17 protein-coding genes are annotated in these 18,553 nt (G+C 42.1%); 5 read left to right on the top strand and 12 right to left on the bottom strand.

What is annotated here, in order from left to right:
* Window positions 1–4: 4 nt before the first annotated feature.
* The 9 genes from HRT96_RS12580 to murJ all read right to left on the bottom strand — a co-directional run bounded on the left by HRT96_RS12580 (window position 5) and on the right by murJ (window position 9,697).
* Window positions 5–445: a hypothetical protein gene (locus HRT96_RS12580; protein WP_293157115.1), complete on the bottom strand. Its 441-nt coding sequence runs from the start codon at window positions 443–445 to the stop codon at window positions 5–7.
* On the bottom strand, window positions 442–1,374 hold the full coding sequence (locus HRT96_RS12575; RefSeq protein WP_293157112.1) for a PilW family protein: 933 nt from the start codon (window positions 1,372–1,374) through the stop codon (window positions 442–444). The genes HRT96_RS12580 and HRT96_RS12575 overlap by 4 nt, the downstream gene beginning before the upstream one ends.
* On the bottom strand, window positions 1,371–1,841 hold the full coding sequence (locus HRT96_RS12570) for a prepilin-type N-terminal cleavage/methylation domain-containing protein (RefSeq protein ID WP_293157109.1): 471 nt from the start codon (window positions 1,839–1,841) through the stop codon (window positions 1,371–1,373). The genes HRT96_RS12575 and HRT96_RS12570 overlap by 4 nt, the downstream gene beginning before the upstream one ends.
* Before the next feature lie 237 nt (window positions 1,842–2,078).
* On the bottom strand, window positions 2,079–3,023 hold the full coding sequence (gene ispH, locus HRT96_RS12565; protein ID WP_293157106.1) for a 4-hydroxy-3-methylbut-2-enyl diphosphate reductase: 945 nt from the start codon (window positions 3,021–3,023) through the stop codon (window positions 2,079–2,081).
* A 12-nt stretch (window positions 3,024–3,035) separates the two neighbouring features.
* The gene (gene fkpB, locus HRT96_RS12560) at window positions 3,036–3,482 is read right to left on the bottom strand and encodes an FKBP-type peptidyl-prolyl cis-trans isomerase (protein ID WP_006033382.1); all 447 of its coding nucleotides are present in this window, start codon (window positions 3,480–3,482) and stop codon (window positions 3,036–3,038) included.
* The gene (lspA, locus tag HRT96_RS12555) at window positions 3,472–3,984 is read right to left on the bottom strand and encodes a signal peptidase II (protein ID WP_293157103.1); all 513 of its coding nucleotides are present in this window, start codon (window positions 3,982–3,984) and stop codon (window positions 3,472–3,474) included. Before lspA ends, fkpB begins: the two co-directional genes overlap by 11 nt.
* 294 nt (window positions 3,985–4,278) lie before the next feature.
* Entirely contained in the window at window positions 4,279–7,098 is a 2,820-nt protein-coding gene (gene ileS / locus HRT96_RS12550) for an isoleucine--tRNA ligase (protein WP_293157100.1), read from the bottom strand.
* A gap of 33 nt (window positions 7,099–7,131) precedes the next feature.
* On the bottom strand, window positions 7,132–8,064 hold the full coding sequence (ribF, locus tag HRT96_RS12545; RefSeq protein ID WP_006033385.1) for a bifunctional riboflavin kinase/FAD synthetase: 933 nt from the start codon (window positions 8,062–8,064) through the stop codon (window positions 7,132–7,134).
* 73 nt (window positions 8,065–8,137) lie between these two features.
* On the bottom strand, window positions 8,138–9,697 hold the full coding sequence (gene murJ, locus HRT96_RS12540; protein ID WP_293157096.1) for a murein biosynthesis integral membrane protein MurJ: 1,560 nt from the start codon (window positions 9,695–9,697) through the stop codon (window positions 8,138–8,140).
* Between the two features lie 200 nt (window positions 9,698–9,897).
* Here murJ and rpsT point away from each other — a divergent pair, with 200 nt between their 5' ends.
* Window positions 9,898–10,158 carry a 30S ribosomal protein S20 gene (gene rpsT, locus HRT96_RS12535; RefSeq protein WP_293157094.1) on the top strand — a complete coding sequence of 87 codons (261 nt, stop codon included), beginning with the start codon at window positions 9,898–9,900 and terminating at the stop codon, window positions 10,156–10,158.
* A gap of 137 nt (window positions 10,159–10,295) precedes the next feature.
* Here rpsT and nhaA read toward each other — a convergent pair whose 3' ends face one another.
* A complete protein-coding gene (gene nhaA / locus HRT96_RS12530) occupies window positions 10,296–11,507 on the bottom strand; it encodes a Na+/H+ antiporter NhaA (RefSeq protein ID WP_293157091.1) in 1,212 nt (403 codons plus the stop codon).
* A gap of 166 nt (window positions 11,508–11,673) precedes the next feature.
* Between nhaA and HRT96_RS12525 the strand changes: the two genes are divergently transcribed.
* From HRT96_RS12525 to HRT96_RS12510, 4 genes are all read left to right on the top strand, one after another.
* Window positions 11,674–12,699, top strand: coding sequence for a M14 family zinc carboxypeptidase (locus HRT96_RS12525; RefSeq protein WP_293157088.1), 1,026 nt, complete (start codon window positions 11,674–11,676; stop codon window positions 12,697–12,699).
* Window positions 12,665–13,519, top strand: a complete 855-nt coding sequence (locus HRT96_RS12520; protein ID WP_293157085.1) for an alpha/beta hydrolase — start codon at window positions 12,665–12,667, stop codon at window positions 13,517–13,519. Before HRT96_RS12525 ends, HRT96_RS12520 begins: the two co-directional genes overlap by 35 nt.
* A gap of 66 nt (window positions 13,520–13,585) precedes the next feature.
* Window positions 13,586–15,325, top strand: a complete 1,740-nt coding sequence (locus tag HRT96_RS12515) for a GNAT family N-acyltransferase (RefSeq protein WP_293157082.1) — start codon at window positions 13,586–13,588, stop codon at window positions 15,323–15,325.
* Window positions 15,326–15,486: 161 nt separating this feature from the next.
* Window positions 15,487–16,338 carry a thymidylate synthase gene (locus HRT96_RS12510; RefSeq protein WP_293130710.1) on the top strand — a complete coding sequence of 284 codons (852 nt, stop codon included), beginning with the start codon at window positions 15,487–15,489 and terminating at the stop codon, window positions 16,336–16,338.
* A gap of 81 nt (window positions 16,339–16,419) precedes the next feature.
* Here the strand turns inward: HRT96_RS12510 and lgt are convergent, their stop codons facing one another.
* Window positions 16,420–17,235, bottom strand: a complete 816-nt coding sequence (gene lgt / locus HRT96_RS12505; protein ID WP_293130728.1) for a prolipoprotein diacylglyceryl transferase — start codon at window positions 17,233–17,235, stop codon at window positions 16,420–16,422.
* A gap of 255 nt (window positions 17,236–17,490) precedes the next feature.
* Window positions 17,491–17,997, bottom strand: a complete 507-nt coding sequence (gene rppH, locus HRT96_RS12500; RefSeq protein ID WP_293157079.1) for an RNA pyrophosphohydrolase — start codon at window positions 17,995–17,997, stop codon at window positions 17,491–17,493.
* Window positions 17,998–18,553: the final 556 nt, after the last annotated feature.

Below are 18,553 nucleotides of genomic sequence, written 5' to 3'. Positions count from 1 at the left end.
TTTCCTATTGATTCTGTGCCGCTAAAAATGGTTGCTCTGCACCAGCTGTGATTGCTAATGGTTGAACACGTCGACTGTTATTTTGTGAAAAATCCATTTTCACAAATCGACAATTAATTAGGTTAACGCTCGACGCCTTTGCGCTTCGTTTACAATAACCTTCGCCTCGCTGAGTCAGCGCCACCGTGATATCAGGTGATTGGAGATTTCCCAATGCAGAACTTGCTGTTGCCGTCAGCCCCAGAATATCATTAATTAAATTAGGGTTACTCATCACTTCACTAAATCCGCCTAATAGCTCTTGTTCATTGGCTAATTTTTCTTGGGTTAAGCCAATCGCATTTTGTCCAAGTCGTGTCTCAGTAATAACCGCAGCAGCTAAAGAAGTAACTACAACCAATATAATTATGACGATAAATAAGGTAATTCCTTGCTGATTTTTCATTGCGTCATCGCCATCATGTTATTGATGATAACGACCGTTGTACTTAATAAAAAACGGCGATAGTTATCATCATTCGGTGGATCAAAAGGCATAAATCTGTCATTAAAATCATCATTGTTATTTAAGGTCAGATCTTTATTTTTAGCGCGCGCGAGTACATAAATGCGGGCTGCGACAATTTGATTACTATCCCACATTAACCTGGTAATGCCACTGCTCTCTATATAGCGATTAGCGCGACCATCGCCATTGCTATCAACGCCAAAATTAATGCGAATACGTTCAATGTTATTCACCACTAAATCATTAACAAATGCATTATCAATAAAACTAAAACGACTTAATCTGGAACCTTCTGAGGCGTGATTTTGTGTAAAGTAGGTATGGTGTATATAAGGGTATATATCAGCGTTTTCAATATTAGGGAGGGTACTACCTTTAAATGATGTCGCTTGAGAAGGTGAAATAGCTACATAGTTGCCATTAGTAATTACCGCACCAGAAGCGATTATGGTACCTCGGACACGTGCGATAAATAAAACATCACTATCATCCGTAATAGTAAAGCCAGTAGCAAGGCAACCTGCGGTACTTACATTCGCACCTGCCGAGATCCCACTAGTACTACTTGCAACACTTGCGGGTAGCATATTACAGCCTCCATCAGCAATAGCGGCAGTAACAGCAGACGGTACACCCGTAAATCCTTCCCCAGAAAACTCTGCCCAACTGTTAATACCACGCACGTCTTCGACTAATATCTGCAGCGCTAACTGTGCCTGCTGCTGTAAACTCGATACAGTCGAAGAGCGGTTAGCCGATACCTTCGTATCCACAAACATCGTGGTGATAGACATCATAAGCACTAAACCAATTACCATCGCAATCATCAGTTCAACTAAGTTAAAACCCGCTTGTTTCACTGTCATATCGCCCCCGAGATCAAACTGGTTAATACCACTTGTCGGCGATTGATTGCCGGATCGATTGCCTGACCACATTCAGCGCCATTAGCAGCTGCTGATGAGCTTGCTGCATTTTGAATCTGCCAACTCACCGCGAAGGTGACGGTTCCTGAGCCTGAGCCTAAACCTGTAATATTACGGCATAATGCCATATTATTGATTGACGCAGAGCTTGCTGCATTAGTGAGAATGTCGGTGATGACGGTGTTTTGGGCCGCGCTGGAATTGGTAGTAAGCCAACGGGTATCCGCGCGTAATTCTTCCAACGCTGTACGCGCAAGAAAAGAGGCTTGAATTTGCTTGTCTGTATCTGCTAATGATTTCTTCGCAATCCCTTGCAATGCCACTATGCCCAACAGGCCAACGGCAAGGATGAATGATGTGATCATCACTTCAATGAGACTGAATCCAGATTCCGTTCTAGATTGCATACTTAACTCACTTTAATAATTTGCACTTAAACATGTTACACAAATGTGCAATTAATGTAAACACAATGCACTTTCATTCTGTGAGACATAACGTTGAATTAGGTCAATAGTTCAATGAAATAGAGCCAAGGAAGGCAATACGAATAAAATAGTCAGTGTGAGTCAGTGGTATTAAAAGGGAATGGATAAACAAAGCTCGTTCAGTCGATAACTAAACGAGCTGCTTCGTCATGATGATTAATCTACTTGTTTGATACGTAATTCAGCAGGCACTTCAAATATCGTGTTTTCGGCACGACCTTCCACTTCAGTCACCAACTTGCCACCACAACTTTTCAACTTTTCAACCACTTGATCGATTAAGATCTTAGGTGCAGATGCCCCTGCAGTAACACCAACTTTCAACTTACCTTCCAATAGTACCGGATCAATATCACCAGCATTATCAATCAGGTAAGATGGTACACCAAGGTTTTCAGACTTTTCACGTAAACGGTTCGAGTTCGATGAATTTTTCGAACCAACCACAAACATAATATCCACCATGCCAGCTAATTTAGACACCGCATCCTGACGATTCTGTGTTGCGTAGCAAATATCATCTTTACGTGGACCCTTGATCTCAGGGAAACGTTCTCGCAATGCGTCAATGATACCAGAGCAATCATCAACTGATAATGTCGTCTGTGAGCTGAAAGTAAGATTCGTCACATCTTTTACTGTTAATGTCGCAACATCAGCAATCGACTCAACCAGATACATACCACCATCAGCATTATCATACTGACCCATAGTACCTTCGACTTCGGGGTGCCCTTTATGACCGATCAATACACATTCAATACCACGGCGACTGGCACGTGTTACTTCCATGTGTACTTTTGTCACTAGCGGACAAGTTGCATCAAATACCTTTAAGTCACGACGTTTCGCTTCAGCTTGCACTGCTTTTGATACCCCGTGCGCACTAAAAATAACCACACGACCATCTGGAACTTCATCAAGCTCTTCGACAAAAACAGCACCGTTCTCTTTTAGGCCATCAACCACATAACGGTTATGTACAACTTCATGACGTACATAAACAGGGGTTTCAAATAACTCAAGTGCACGTTCAACAATGCTAATAGCACGGTCAACACCAGCACAGAACCCTCGAGGATTAGCGAGTAAAATTTCCATCATCAACCTTATTTATTCTGCATTAATTTCTAAAATTTCAACTTCAAACGTCACGACTTGTCCAGCTAACGGATGATTAAAGTCGACAGTGACCGAGTCACCAATCACGTCACGGATCATACCTGGTAGCTCAGCGCCATCTGGCTGAGTAAAACCAACAATTAAGCCAACTTCCGCTTTCACTTCCGTAAACTTAGCTCGATCTAAATAGTAAATATTATCTGGATTCGGCTGTCCGAACGCATCTTCTGGTTGCAGTTCAAACTTGTTCTTATCGCCAACAGTTAAACCGAGTAAGCAACGCTCAAAATTAGGGGTTAAGCTGCCATCACCAATCACCAACTTAGCAGGCTTACCTTGTAGCTCGGTGCTATCGGCAACAGAACCGTCTGCTAAAGTAATAGTGAAATGCATGAGTACTTGGCTATCATCGCCAATTGTTGCTACGTTAACTGTCATTTGATGATTCCTTGTCGTTTTTGCTTTCCATAATGGCTTCCAAGATTAACATCGCGGCACCAATACAGATCCAGGTGTCTGCTAAATTAAAGATTGGGAAATGGCTTGAATCCCAATACACATGTAAAAAATCGATTACATAACCATGAATAATACGGTCATATAAATTGCCTAATGCACCACCTAAAATGAGCGCATAAGCAATGTTGCTCCAATATTGCTTGACTGATTGTTGCTTTAACCAATAAATCAACAAGCCAGAAACCGATACCGCGATCACGCCAAAGAACCAACGTTGCCAGCCACCTGCGTCAGCAAGCATGCTAAAGGCGGCACCATAGTTACGTGCATAGGTGAAATTGAATATAGGTAATACATTTACCGATTCACCTAATTGAAAATGACTGACTACAAAAGACTTGGTACCCAAATCAATAAAAAATGCAATAACGGCTAGCCACAGCCAAATTAATCCCGTTCTCTTATGTGTGCCTACGGTCATTATTATCCTTTGATACGTCAACGTAATGACGATAAATGTCATGCCACGACAGCATTATTATCACTATCAATCCAGCATCTTTAAATAGATTGTTAACAATCATATCATTTTCATGACATGGGTTAAGCTTTTATCCATAAAAAAATGCCTACTGTGTTTATACTGATTAAGCTAACCAGTACACAGTAGGCATTCTATGTGAACGATAATAACAACTTAATGGTTATTACCCTTCTTTACTCGCGCTGTACTTACACTCTGCACTTAGCATAAGCGTAATGAACACACTAGCGATTAAGCAAATTGACGTTTCTCGCCTTCACCTTCGATGTTGTCTTCACAACGCGCACAAATAGTAGGATGCGCTTCTGACTGACCTACTGTTTCGTTATAGTGCCAGCAACGCTCACACTTCTCAGCGTCACTCTTAGCAATGCTAATCCATAAACCGTCAATAGCGCTTGCTTCAACGCCTGCAGGCGCTTCTGTTACAGCAACAACGGTCGTGTTTGACGTCAGCAGTACGAAACGAAGTTCAGCACCTAATTTATCAAGATCAGCCGCTAATTCTGCATTCGCATACAGCGTTACGTCAGCCTGTAGTGAACCACCGACAACAGCATTGCTACGTGCTAGTTCAACAGTCTTGTTCACTTCACTACGAACCGCTTGTAGCTTGTTCCAGTAAGCGTTGTTCAGCTCAGCATCGTCTGCAAGTGGTGCTAGACCTGTGTACCATTCTTCAGTAAATACATACTCAGCACGTTCACCAGGCATTGCATTCCAAATTTCAAACGATGTGAAACTTAGAATTGGCGCAGTCCAACGAACCATGGCTTCTAAGATATGGAACATCGCAGTTTGACAACTACGACGTGCAACACCATCTGATTTTGCAGTGTACTGGCGATCTTTAATGATATCTAAGTAGAAACTACCTAATTCCATTGAACAGAATGTCATTAGCTTTTGCGTCACACTCTGCATTTGATAGCTTTCATAATCTGCTAGGATTTCAGTTTGTAGTGCGTGTGCACGACCCACAGCCCAACGATCCAATGCCACCATATCTTCTGTTGCGACAAGATCAGTTTCTGGGTTAAAACCTTCTAGATTCGACAGTAAGAAACGAGCCGTATTACGAATACGACGGTAAGCATCTGCACTGCGATCTAAGATCTCATCAGATACTGTCATTTCACCGGTGTAATCGGTACTTGCAACCCACCAACGTAGCACATCACCACCAAGGCGGTTCATTACGTCTTGCGGCGCCATTACGTTACCGATAGATTTAGACATCTTACGGCCTTTCGCATCGACCACGAAGCCGTGTGTTAATACTTCTTTGTAAGGTGCTTTACCGTGAATAGCCGTCGAGATCATCAATGATGATTGGAACCAACCACGATGTTGATCAGACCCTTCAAGATAAAGGTCGATCTCTGCGCCCGCGTATTCTTTACGTGCATCAACCACAGAGAAGTGCGTTGAGCCCGAATCGAACCATACATCGACGGTATCAGGTGCTTTGGTATAATTAACAGCGTCATCACCGAGGAGATCGGCCGGATCAAGATCCCACCACGCTTGAATGCCTTTCTGTTCAACTAACTTAGCAATATCTTCCATTAGCTCAGCTGAACGAGGATGCGGTTCTTGTGTTTCGTTATGCACGAATAAAGAAATTGGTACACCCCACGTACGCTGACGAGAAATACACCAGTCAGGGCGGTTAGTTACCATGCTTTCGATACGTTCTTTACCCCAAGAAGGTACCCATTGCACATTTTTAATTTCGCCCATTGCCGCATTACGCAGACCATTTTGTTCCATGCTGATAAACCATTGTGGTGTTGCACGGAAAATGATTGGCGTTTTATGGCGCCAGCAATGTGGATAGCTGTGTTTAATTACTTGGTGGTTTAGTAACGCACCTTTTTCGGTAAGTACTTCAATCACATTATCATTGGCTTTAAATACGTGTTGACCAGCAAATAACGGCGTATCTTCAAGGTAAACACCGTTGTTACCAACAGGGTTTGCAATTTCTAGATTATAACGTAGACCAGCCACGTAATCTTCTTGACCATGTCCAGGTGCAGTATGTACCACACCCGTGCCCGCTTCAGTCGTTACGTGGTCCGCTAAAATAGCCGGTACGTCGAAATCATAGAACGGGTGATTAAAGCGTAGGTTTTCTAGCGCAGCACCTGTACAAGTACCCAGCGTAGTAAAGCTTTCTGGTGCGAACACCGTCATGCAAGACTCAACTAAGTCAGTTGCTAGGATTAACTGCTGTGAACCCGATTCAGTGACCATATTAACTAACGAGTATTCAACGCGTTCAGCAAGTGCAACCGCGCGGTTAGCAGGTAATGTCCAAGGAGTAGTGGTCCAGATAACGGTTGATACTAAGCCTTCAACATCGCTACCAAATACCGCTTTCACTGCAGCTTGATCTTGCGCGGTAAAACGCACGTAGATAGCCGGTGATTTTTTATCTTCGTATTCAACTTCAGCTTCTGCTAATGCAGAACCACAGTCTGTACACCAATGCACAGGCTTAGAACCTTTTTGTAAATGACCGTTGGCAACGATTTTACTTAAAGCACGAATAATGTTTGCTTCAGTGTTGAAATCCATGGTGAGGTACGGATTCTGCCAATCGCCTAATACACCAAGACGGATAAAGTCTTGACGTTGACCGTTAACTTGTTTGGTCGCATATTTACGACATTCTTCGCGGAACTGTGCAGCCGTTACTTTACGACCTGGTTTGCCCACTTTCTTTTCTACCATCAATTCGATAGGCAGACCGTGACAATCCCAACCTGGAATGTAAGGTGCATCAAATCCAGACAAGCCTTTGGCTTTAATAATAACGTCTTTCAGGATCTTATTAACTGAGTGACCAATGTGAATACTGCCATTCGCATAAGGAGGACCATCGTGCAAAATAAAGGTTTTTTTACCTTTCTTAGCGGCACGGATTTTTCCGTATAAATCATCAGTCGTCCACTGCTTCAACATATTTGGTTCGCGGTTCGCTAAGTTAGCGCGCATTGCGAAGCCAGTTTTTGGCAGGTTCAGCGTTTTTTTATATTCGCTCATGTATCCTAATTCCGTTATTGGTATTATTAAAAATTAAACTGACAGGCCAAAAAAGGTTTTGGCTGCAATGACATCTCGTTCTATTTGCTGGCGAAGTACATCAAAAGATGCAAATTTCTGTTCGCCGCGTAATCTTTTCTTCAGGACAACCTCAAGCTGTTTGCCGTAAAGGTCACCATCAAAATTAAATAAATTCACTTCCAGTTGGGTACGTACGCCGCCAACTGTAGGACGTTTGCCAATGTTGGCAACGCCCTGTATCGCATCATCACTGATACCTAACACTTCAACTACATAGACGCCATTTATGGGATCTACGCAGCGTTTTAATGGGATATTAGCGGTCGGAAACCCGATAGTTCGCCCTAATTTAGCGCCGTGAGCGACCTTACCAAAAATACTGAATGGTCGGCCCAATAGTTCGGCGGCTAAATCAAGGTCGTCTTGTGCTAACGCGTCGCGGATCATGGTACTGCTCACGCGAGCTTGAGCAACGCTAAAGGTATCCATGCTCACCACGTCAAAGCCATACTTAGCACCAGCAGCTTGCAACATAGCAAAGTCACCCGTACGTTTATGGCCAAAACGGAAATCATCACCAACGACTAAATATTTAACACCTAATTTATTCACTAACAACTGGGTAATAAATTCATCCGCAGACAATGCCGCAAATTTACTATTAAAATTAACACATAATAGCTGATCGATATGTTGATCTTTTAATGCTGCGTATTTATCACGTAACCGTGTTAATCGCGCAGGTGCTTTATCGCCAATGATCATCTCTAGTGGCTGCGGTTCAAATGTCATCACCGTTGCTGGCAAATTCAATTGTTTCGCTTTTTCGATTAACTGTCTTAATACTGATTGGTGTCCGAGATGAACGCCATCAAAGTTACCGATAGTTAAAACACACCCTTGATGGTGTGGCTTCAAATTGTGAATGCCTCGAATCAGCTCCATGTCTTTGCCAACTATTCCACTAAAATGACAAATTATAACTTAGTCAACGCACAGGGTCAGCAACAATTTGTACTCAGTCAGTAATTTTAAAATGTCGCGGGCGTAAACCAAGTACCAATAAAGCCATAAAATAGCTTATTATAGCCAATCCAATTAGCCCTAGCAGGCATAAACTACTGTCTAACAGACCCCAGTCATACCACTGCTGCATGTCGGGTTTAATATATTGCACTAAACCAGCCATTAAGCCAGCCGACAAGAATAACTTGGCGATCACCTTGCCGGTAGCGGTATTAACCTGATACACACCTTGTTTGTGTAATCCCCAATATAACAACCCCGCATTTAAGGTCGCAGAGCCCGCCGTCGCCAGTGCTAAACCAACATAACCAAATGGGATCGCTAAAATGATATTAAAGCCCATATTACTGATCATCGCAATAATGCCAAACTTAACCGGTGTGCGGGTATCTTGGCGCGCGTAATAGCCTGGGGCAAGTACCTTAATCAACATGAAACTGAGTAAACCAGAGCCATAAGCCATCAAACTCATCGAGGCCATGGATACATCATTAGCACTAAACTCACCGCGCATAAACAACACTTTAAGCATGGGACTCGCCAGTACTATCATGCCCATCATCGCCGGAGCACCTAACAATAGAACCACCCTTACGCCCCAATCCATGGTTTGCTTAAACTCGCGATCTGAATTGGCAGAATGTGTTCGAGACAGCGCGGGTAAAATAACGGTCGCGATCGCAATACCGAACAAGCCAAGCGGAAATTCGAGTAACCGGTCCGAGTAATATAACCAACTAATCGAACCCGTCATTAAAAATGAGGCAATAAAAGTATCAAACAATAAATTGATTTGGCTTACTGATACCCCAAACATAGCCGGTATCATGAGTTTACGAATTTTAGTCACGCCAGGATCACGCCAGCCCCAACGCGGCTTTACTAACATCTTCTGTTTTGCTAAAAACGGGATTTGAAATAAGAACTGAATTGCACCACCGATGAATACCCCGATAGCGAGCCCTATTTCAGGCTGTTCTAGATTAGGTGCGATGAACAATGCCGCACCAATAATGGCAATATTTAAAAACACTGGGGTAAAGGCAGCAACAGCAAATTTACCCAAAGTGTTCAAAATTGCACCAGATAATGCGGTAAAAGTAATAAACCACAAATAAGGAAAAGTAATTTTTAGCATAAATGAGGCAAGTTCAAACTTGTGGGCATCGGGTCCATCATTAAGCCAATCAACAAACCAGCCAGCACCAAAGAGAATGGTAATTAATGGCGAACCTATTACCCCAAACAAGGTAACAATTGTCACCAAAACACCTAAGGTACCCGATACCGATGCAATGAGGTCCCGCACCTTTTGTTTATCACCAGTCTGTTGATATTCGGTCAGAACTGGCACAAAAGCCTGTGCAAATGCACCTTCAGCGAAAAGACGACGTAAAAAATTAGGGATCTTATTGGCGAAGAAGAAAACATCGGCAGCGGCACCCGCGCCCATTAAATTTGCAACAATAACATCTCGAACTAACCCTAAAATACGTGAGATCATGGTCATTGAACTGACGATAAGGCCAGATTTTATTAATTTATTACTCAAGAAATACCTTTTATGTCAATCAAGCCCTATTCGTCGGGCGCATTTGCTGCTAAAATATGTCCCACATCTTAACTGTCATTGCAGTTAGTTGCCAATATTTTGCTTGTTATTTACACAAAAAATATTGACAAATTTCGTTAGGCAAGGCATATTCCTCGCCTTTATAAAATTAACGTCTTTAGACATTTAGGAGTAGGACCTTGGCTAATATCAAGTCTGCTAAAAAACGCGCAATCCAATCTGAAAAACGCCGCAAGCACAACACTTCACGTCGTTCAATGATGCGTACACTGACTAAAAAAATTCTAGTAGCTATCGCTGCTGGTAATAAAGAAGAAGCGACTGCTGCATTTATTACTGCACAACCGATTCTTGATCGTATGGCTACTAAAGGCCTGATCCACGCAAACAAAGCTGCTCGTGTTAAGAGCCGTCTTTCTGCTAAGATCAAAGCACTTTAATTATTGCTTTAATACGATAATGAAAAACCAGCTTCGGCTGGTTTTTTTATATCTAAAATATAATATATCGCCTTAACCTGATAGACTTTTATACCCAAGTTACTTCAAGATACATCTTGAAGTAACTTGGGTATAGCCTATCCAGACGCTTCCTCTTCAATGTCTATCTTTTTTTCAGTTGTGGTCGCACAAGCAAGTAAATAATAACCAAATACAGCCGCCAACGTTGATCCCAGCAATATTCCTAATCGCGCCAGATCCGCCATCACCGGGTCAGTAAACGCTAATGATGTAATAAACATCGACATGGTAAAACCAATACCGCACAACACGGATACCGCGAAAACCTGTTTAAAGTTAACCCCCTCCGGTAACGTCGCAATTTTAAACCTCACCGCGAACCAACTAATACTAAAAATACCCAAAGGTTTACCAATAAAGAGTCCCAGCGCCACACCAATAGGCAGTGCTGAAGCCATATCCGTGAATTGAATATTGGTTAACGATACCCCGGCATTGGCAAATGCAAACAGTGGTAAAATTAAATATTTAGTCCAAGGGTGTAACCAGCACGCCAATGTTTTCGCTGGTGAATGCGGGTTCTCGACATCATTTTTATCATCTTTACGATACAGAGGAATAGCAAAACCAATCACCACGCCAGCCAAAGTCGCATGTACACCCGATTTCAATACCGCGACCCACAGCAACCAACCGATAATTAAATACGGCGTTAAAGTCATGATATTGTAACGGTGCAATAGCCATAATAGGCTAATACAGGCGCACGCTAAGCTCAGTGATAATACCGACATATCCACAGTGTAAAACAAAGCAATAATGATGATCACGCCTAAATCATCCATGATCGCCAGCGCTAATAAAAATATTTTCAAATTGACAGGCACCCGTTTACCCAATAGCGACAACACCCCTAATGCAAATGCAATATCGGTGGCAGCAGGGATAGCCCAACCTTTAACAGCTTCGGGATCAGCACTATTAAAACTCAAATACACCAGTGCGGGGGCAAGCATACCACCAGCCGCAGCAATAATAGGAAACAGGGATTTTTTACGACTCGCCAGCGCCCCTTCCACCAGTTCTTGTTTTACTTCTAAACCAATCAATAAGAAAAACATCGCCATCAGACCATCATTAATCCAATGACTGAATGATTTATTGATATCAATATCGGCCACACGTATTTGGATCTCAGTGTGTAAAAAATTCAAATACAGTTCAGAAAAAGGGGAATTAGCCACCACCATCGCTAATACTGCGGCGATGATAAGTAATACACCGCCTGATGATTCAGTGCGTAAGAATTGCGTTAAAGATTTATGCAAATCAGCCTCCTTGCTTGTTATTGGGTGTTTTCATTGAATAATAATCAAAAGCATCAATCACATAGATCTAGTATAGAAAGTTCACAAAGATTTAACCTTTAAATCGTTCAATTTAGCTATATTGGTATGCATTAATTATTTTTTCATCCTATCTAGGTAATTATTAATGCCCTTAAAAATCCAACCACCGCCATCGTTACCCGAACTCGAACAGTTAGAAACGCTGATAGCACTAGGGGGTAAACACCTGCATAGTCAAGTGTTAACCCATGTATCAGCTAACAACGCCAGCTATCCTGTGTATTCCGTGAGTATGGGTTCACAAGCGCCCAATGCACCGGTGATCGCCTTTATTGGTGGCATCCATGGTATTGAACGTATTGGTACACAAGTTATCTTAGCGTTGTTTGAGAGCCTCATTCGGCGATTGAAGTGGGACCAATCACTGCATCAAGAACTCAGTCACGTAAAACTGCTATTCCTGCCACTGATGAACCCGATTGGGATGCTTAATAATAGTCGCGCCAATGGGAATGGCGTCGATTTAATGCGTAACGCACCGATAGATGCTGTGGGCAGTGTACCTTGGCTGGTTGGCGGTCAACGTATTAGTCATATACTGCCTTGGTATCGCGGTAAAAAAGGCCAAGCCATGCAACCAGAATCACGGGTATTGGTGGAGCATATCAGTCAACAATTATTAACGGCCCCCTTTAGCATTGCGTTAGATTGTCATTCCGGTTTTGGTTTTAACAACCAGATCTGGTTCCCTTACGCCAAATCAAAACAGCCGATCCCACACCTTGCAGAAATATTTAAACTGCGAAAAATGCTTATTGAAACCTACCCACACCAAGATTATGTATTTGAGCCGCAAGCACGTAATTACATGACCCATGGCGATCTGTGGGACTACTTATACGACCGATCGCTGACACTCAACACCACCTTTCTGCCTCTCACATTAGAAATGGGATCATGGACCTGGATCAAAAAAAATCCACTGCAAATATTTCAATCCACGGGGATCTTTCACCCTATTCAACCGCACCGTATTAAGCGGGTATTACGACAACACCATGTCCTAATGGAGTTTTTAATCAAGGTAACTGGCTCTTATACTCACTGGCTCCCGCAACTAAACAAGGAAAGTAACCATGCCGATGCAACCTCGCTCTGGTATACCGAATAGTTTGATAACGTCATCAACGGATAACAAACCGACTCCAACCTGGTTATTAATACGGGGGTTATGCCGTCAACAGCTGCACTGGGAAGACTTTCCCGTTAAACTGGCACAACGACTTAATTGCCAAGTGTTTTGTGGCGACATTGCGGGTACAGGCACTGCATGGGAACAATTGACGCCAACCTCGATCACCGATATAACCCTGCAATTCAGGCTAGTATTTAGACAGCAGAACCCAGATATTAGTTACCCTATTCACCTACTAGGCATTTCAATGGGTGGCATGATAGCGACCGAATGGGCAACTATTTTCCCCAATGAAATTGATGCCATGGTGTTTATTAATACCAGTTTCAAACAATTCAGCCCGATCTATCAGCGCTTAAAACCCAATAACATCACGACGCTGATGCGCATACTGTGCAGCAATTCGTTACAACAAGAACAACTCATTTTAAACATGACCAGTCACACCCAACACCGCCATTTTCACAGTCATCAAGCATTAGCACAACGCTGGAGTGAGTATGCCCAGCAGCAACCGGTAAGCCGTCAAAACGCCTTGCGCCAACTGTATGCAGCAAGTCGTTTTAACCCACCGTCAACGGCACCAATTGAGCATGTTTTATTACTGGCAAGCACCCATGATCAACTCGTTGATGTGCGTTGCAGCACTGCCATCGCCACGCAATGGCATTGTCCAATCTATTATCACCCCACCGCAGGTCACGACTTACCTTTAGATGACAGTCCGTGGATCTGCGATAAAATATGGCACTGGCTCACACATCCAATCCCAAGCCGTCACTCAATTGCCATATAAAACCACTAAAAACGTCACATCAAGCTTCTATGCTAACAACCAACAATAATCTAAAGGATGAAGATTATGCTCAACATAGAAGCGGAAATAAACCAACGTTATCCGGATTTTTTGCAAAAAAAAAGTACCCGTCTCATTGCCAAACCTATACTGGCAACACTCAGACTGCTGTTCCATGAACGAGAATTACGTCAATTTGGTGAAACCTATGCTCATCTCACGGGTATCGAGTTTATCGAACAAGTATTCGAACATTTTAGCTTTAGCTATTCAGTACGTCCCAATGAGATAGAACGTATTCCGGCAACAGGTAAAGCAGTGATCGTCGCCAATCACCCCATAGGTACGCTTGATGGCATGGCGCTACTTAAAATGGTCAGTAAAGTCCGCCCAGACGTAAAGGTCGTTGCCAATGATATGCTTATGATCATCAAGCCCGTAAGAGATTATTTATTACCGGTTGATAATATGAATGGCGGTACGGCCAGCGGACGCTTACAAGCCATAAAAGACCATCTCAAAGATGAAGGGGTGATTATTATGTTCCCAGCGGGCGAGGTCTCTCGCATCAGCCCACAGGGAGTTAAAGACGGTAAATGGCGTAATGGTTTTTTACGCATTGCCAGTAGCGTCCAAGCCCCGATCATCCCCATTTATATCAATGCTAAAAATTCATTGTTTTTTTATACCTTGTCCATGCTCTCAAAACCGATATCGACCTTGTGGTTGATCCGTGAGATGTTTAAACACGCACACAACTGCGTCTCAATCCGTATTGGCGAGCAGATTAATTATCAAACCTATCAATCATTAGATTTACCCATTAATACCAAGACGGCATTATTTCGCAAACATTTATACCGTTTAACCAAAGATAAACCGTCGATTTTCAGTACCCAGTCGGCCATTGCTCACCCTGAAAATAAAGCCTTATTACGCAGTGAAATACATGCTTGCCAGAAAATCAGTGAAACCCGTGATGGTAAACAAATATACTGCTACCGCCATCAAGCAACCTCCACCATCATGCGCGAAATTGGTCGTTTACGAGAAGAGTCATTCCGACTGGTTGGTGAAGGTACTGGCGAGCGCCGTGATGTGGATATCTACGACAATTCTTATGTGCATATCCTCCTGTGGGATGATAAAGAGCTGGAGTTAATCGGTGCCTATCGTTTGCTAGAAACCAATAAAGTTGCTTTCGTTGATGTACAGCAGCAACTCTACAGCGCTACCCTGTTTGACTATCACGCGGCAATGAGTCCTTATCTGGCCGCAGGTATTGAACTCGGTCGTAGCTTTATTCAACCAAAATATTGGGGAACACGTAGTCTAGAATACTTGTGGCAGGGGATCATGGAATACATTATTCAGCACAGTGATTGCCGTTATTTATTTGGTACAGTAAGTATCAGCAACAGCTATTCTCAGCCAGCAAAAGAGTTATTGGTTTATTACTATCAGCACTTCTACGGTAATTCGAACAATATTGCCAGTGCCAGTATGCCATTCCGTTTGTCAGAAGAAACACGCTTACGTTTAATCGATTTATTTGCTGATTCTGATGCAGAAGAAGGTATGGCGATTTTAAAGGCGCAGCTTAATCATATGGGCTTTAGTGTGCCGACCTTGTTTAAACAATACACCAAGTTATGTAAACCAGGCGGAGTACAGATATTTGATTTTAATATTGATCCGAATTTTAATCATTGCATCGATGGTTTGATCGTATTAGACCTTACTCAGTTTACGGATAAGAATAAAAAACGTTTTAACGCACAAGCACTGCAACTCGAACACCCTTAACTACTGCTGATCTCCGCATTATCTTTGCTATCAGCGCAACGATAATGGCTTATCTTTGCTACATTCCTATTTGTAACCCCAGCGGATCTATGTAAAGATCCGACTCACGAAAATTAATGCACAATAATTAATGTATAACAATAAAAATAGGGTAGTAGTCGATGAAACAGTATCTTGATTTATGTACACGGATCGTGGAACAAGGTGTTTGGGTTGAAAATGAACGTACCGGAAAACGCTGTTTAACCGTAATCAATGCTGATCTCACTTATGACGTAGCGAATAATGAATTTCCATTAGTCACCACACGTAAAAGCTTTTGGAAATCAGCGATTGCCGAGATCATTGGTTACATCCGTGGTTATGATAACGCCGCAGATTTTCGGGCATTAGGCACCAAAACTTGGGATGCCAATGCCAATGACAACCCCGCTTGGTTAGCAAACCCACACCGTAAAGGTAAAGATGACATGGGCTATGTGTATGGTGCATGTGCGCGTAACTGGGTAAAACCACAAGGTGGCACCGTCGACCTACTACGTCAGATCATTGATGATCTATCCAACGGTATTGATAACCGTGGCGAAATATTAACCTTCTTCAATCCAGGTGCGTTTGAACTGGGCTGTTTACGTCCTTGCATGTATAGCCATCACTTCTCACTGTTAGGTGATACTTTGTATCTCAACAGCACCCAGCGTTCGTGTGACGTGCCGCTAGGACTAAACTTTAATATGGTGCAAGTACATGTATTGCTAGCGCTGGTAGCGCAAATCACCGGTCATAAAGCCGGTCAGGCGTATCACAAAATTGTTAACGCCCATATTTATGAAGATCAGCTGGAGTTAATGCGTGACGTGCAATTAAAGCGCGAACCATTACCGTTACCAAAATTACACATCAATCCCAAAATTAAAACCCTCGAAGATTTAGAAACTTGGGTAACAATGGATGATTTTGAAGTGACTGATTATCAGCATCATGATGTGATTAAATATCCATTTTCGGTGTAAATATATCCGTACATATTAAAATAAAAAAGGGTGTTAACTAATTTAGTTAACACCCTTTTTATTGTTTATCTGCATAAATAATTATTTTTTCTGTTTACCTGCAAACAGTGTCGGTTTTTTATAAGCCATAAACATAATTAACGCACCAAGGAAGATCATTGGTGTCGATAAAATTTGTCCCATACTAATCAAATCAAAATACAGCCCTAGCTGTGAATCTGGTTGGCGGAAGTACTCAGCCACAAAGCGGAAAATACCGTAACCGAATAAGAACAGGCCAGAAATAGCACCAACAGGTCGCGGTTTACGGGCAAATACTTGTAAGATGATAAACAGTAATACACCTTCCATGGCAAACTGATAGAGCTGACTTGGATGACGTGGTAAATCACCACCAGTGGGGAAGATCATCGCCCAAGGCACATCCGTCACACGTCCCCATAGCTCGCCATTGATAAAATTACCAATACGTCCTGCCGCTAAGCCAAACGGCACCATAGGCGCGACAAAGTCAGCGATAACAAAAAATGAACGCTGGGTTTTACGACCAAAATAAGCAAACGCTAACAATACACCAATCAGCCCGCCATGGAATGACATGCCACCGTCAGTGATGCGGAATAAATACATTGGATCATCAAGGAATAACCCAAAATTATAAAACAGTACATAACCGATACGACCGCCGAGGATCACACCAAGGAAACCATAAAATAATAAATCACCGACTTCGTCTTTATCCCAGCTACTACCCGGTTTCGCTGCTTGTCGATTACCCATCCAATTAGCAAATAAAAAACCAAGTAAATACATCAATCCATACCAATAAACATTAATAGGACCGAGGCTGATCGCAATAGGATCAATTTCTGGATATTGTAGATATGTCTGCGACATCATTAAGTTCCTGAGTAGAAGAAAGTGCTTGCCTACGCTAAGGCAATAAAGTTAAATCACACCTTACACCAAATACTAGCCACAACAAAGAAACCGCCGTCATCAAATCGGTAAAATAAGGTAAATAAAACCAAAGTATTAGGTAGAGAATGAGTATCTAAAATAGAGGAATAAAATAATCGCGTGGAAACATGAATAAGTAATGCCTTTGTATTGGATCGTACAGACAATTCAATACGCAGGCATTATTTAGCATTAACGTCGTTTACGTTTTACGTCTTTGCGTAAAAAGGGTAATGCCACGGGTGCAAACTCTTTCATTACACGACGATAGACGTCTTTTTTAAACGATACAACCTGACGAACTGGATACCAATAACTGACCCAACGCCAATCATCAAATTCAGGATGTCCTGTACATTTAAAGTCGATTTGACTGTCATCCGCTTCCAGACGCAGTAAAAACCATTTTTGCTTTTGCCCAATGCAGACCGGTTTACTATCCCATCTGACTAATCGTTTTGGTAATTTATATTTCAACCATGTTTTAGAGGTCGCCAGAATCGAAACATGTTTCGCTTTTAGCCCAACTTCTTCATATAGTTCTCGATACATTGCTTGCTCTGCAGACTCTCCATTATCTACACCACCTTGCGGAAATTGCCAAGAATGTTGCCCACAACGTTTAGCCCATAAAACTTGACCATCACGATTACAAATTAGGATGCCTACATTAAGACGATAGCCATCGCTATCAATCACATTAGCACCTTAAGGGTAGAACTTAGTTAACTTGATTGTTTCATATAAATCAATGAGCAGCAAATTTACACCCACAGTTTTGCTCAAGATCCATTTACAAAGGCAAAATATCGTCGATTTATCTCTAATTCAGAACTTCAGAGCGGCGTTGTTGAAACAACCCCCTTCTTTACAGAGAATCAAGTATGATCAATATCTTAAAATAAAACATGGGATGAAAAGAATATTTCTACCTTTAATTCCAATATAGTAGGCATTTACCTTACTCTCGATTGAGTAATAAAGCACCAATATGCCAATAATATCTCTTCTCACCCACAATATGCACAGTTATGCACATTACATGTGTGGAAAAGTAATTAAAACTGAGCTAAACAGTGCTATTTATCGCTGTTATCGATATTTATTAACAATATATGGCTATTAATCGAAAGTTATCCACCGTTTCTGTGGATAACCTTGTGAGGAGTTTACATTATTACCATTTAACATAATAAAACCATGATGAAATTATCCACAAGCTATTTTAACCACAATAAACACCTATTAAAACAAC

Origin of the sequence: Moritella sp. (genome assembly GCF_013215705.1) — a bacterium.
Classification (GTDB): Bacteria; Pseudomonadota; Gammaproteobacteria; order Enterobacterales; family Moritellaceae; genus Moritella.
This window is presented reverse-complemented; position numbering and strand designations above follow the sequence as displayed.

Bases quoted from the DNA above. Each gene is read 5' to 3' on its own strand.
- HRT96_RS12515 (WP_293157082.1), top strand. From the start codon at position 13,586: ATGCTCAACATAGAAGCGGAAATAAACCAACGTTATCCGGATTTTTTG.
- HRT96_RS12520 (WP_293157085.1), top strand. From the start codon at position 12,665: ATGCCGATGCAACCTCGCTCTGGTATACCGAATAGTTTGATAACGTCA.
- HRT96_RS12580 (WP_293157115.1), bottom strand. From the start codon at position 445: ATGAAAAATCAGCAAGGAATTACCTTATTTATCGTCATAATTATATTG.
- ispH (WP_293157106.1), bottom strand. From the start codon at position 3,023: ATGGAAATTTTACTCGCTAATCCTCGAGGGTTCTGTGCTGGTGTTGAC.
- ileS (WP_293157100.1), bottom strand. From the start codon at position 7,098: ATGAGCGAATATAAAAAAACGCTGAACCTGCCAAAAACTGGCTTCGCA.
- HRT96_RS12575 (WP_293157112.1), bottom strand. From the start codon at position 1,374: ATGACAGTGAAACAAGCGGGTTTTAACTTAGTTGAACTGATGATTGCG.
- lgt (WP_293130728.1), bottom strand. From the start codon at position 17,235: ATGTCGCAGACATATCTACAATATCCAGAAATTGATCCTATTGCGATC.
- HRT96_RS12525 (WP_293157088.1), top strand. From the start codon at position 11,674: ATGCCCTTAAAAATCCAACCACCGCCATCGTTACCCGAACTCGAACAG.
- fkpB (WP_006033382.1), bottom strand. From the start codon at position 3,482: ATGACAGTTAACGTAGCAACAATTGGCGATGATAGCCAAGTACTCATG.
- HRT96_RS12570 (WP_293157109.1), bottom strand. From the start codon at position 1,841: ATGCAATCTAGAACGGAATCTGGATTCAGTCTCATTGAAGTGATGATC.
- ribF (WP_006033385.1), bottom strand. From the start codon at position 8,064: ATGGAGCTGATTCGAGGCATTCACAATTTGAAGCCACACCATCAAGGG.
- HRT96_RS12510 (WP_293130710.1), top strand. From the start codon at position 15,487: ATGAAACAGTATCTTGATTTATGTACACGGATCGTGGAACAAGGTGTT.
- lspA (WP_293157103.1), bottom strand. From the start codon at position 3,984: ATGACCGTAGGCACACATAAGAGAACGGGATTAATTTGGCTGTGGCTA.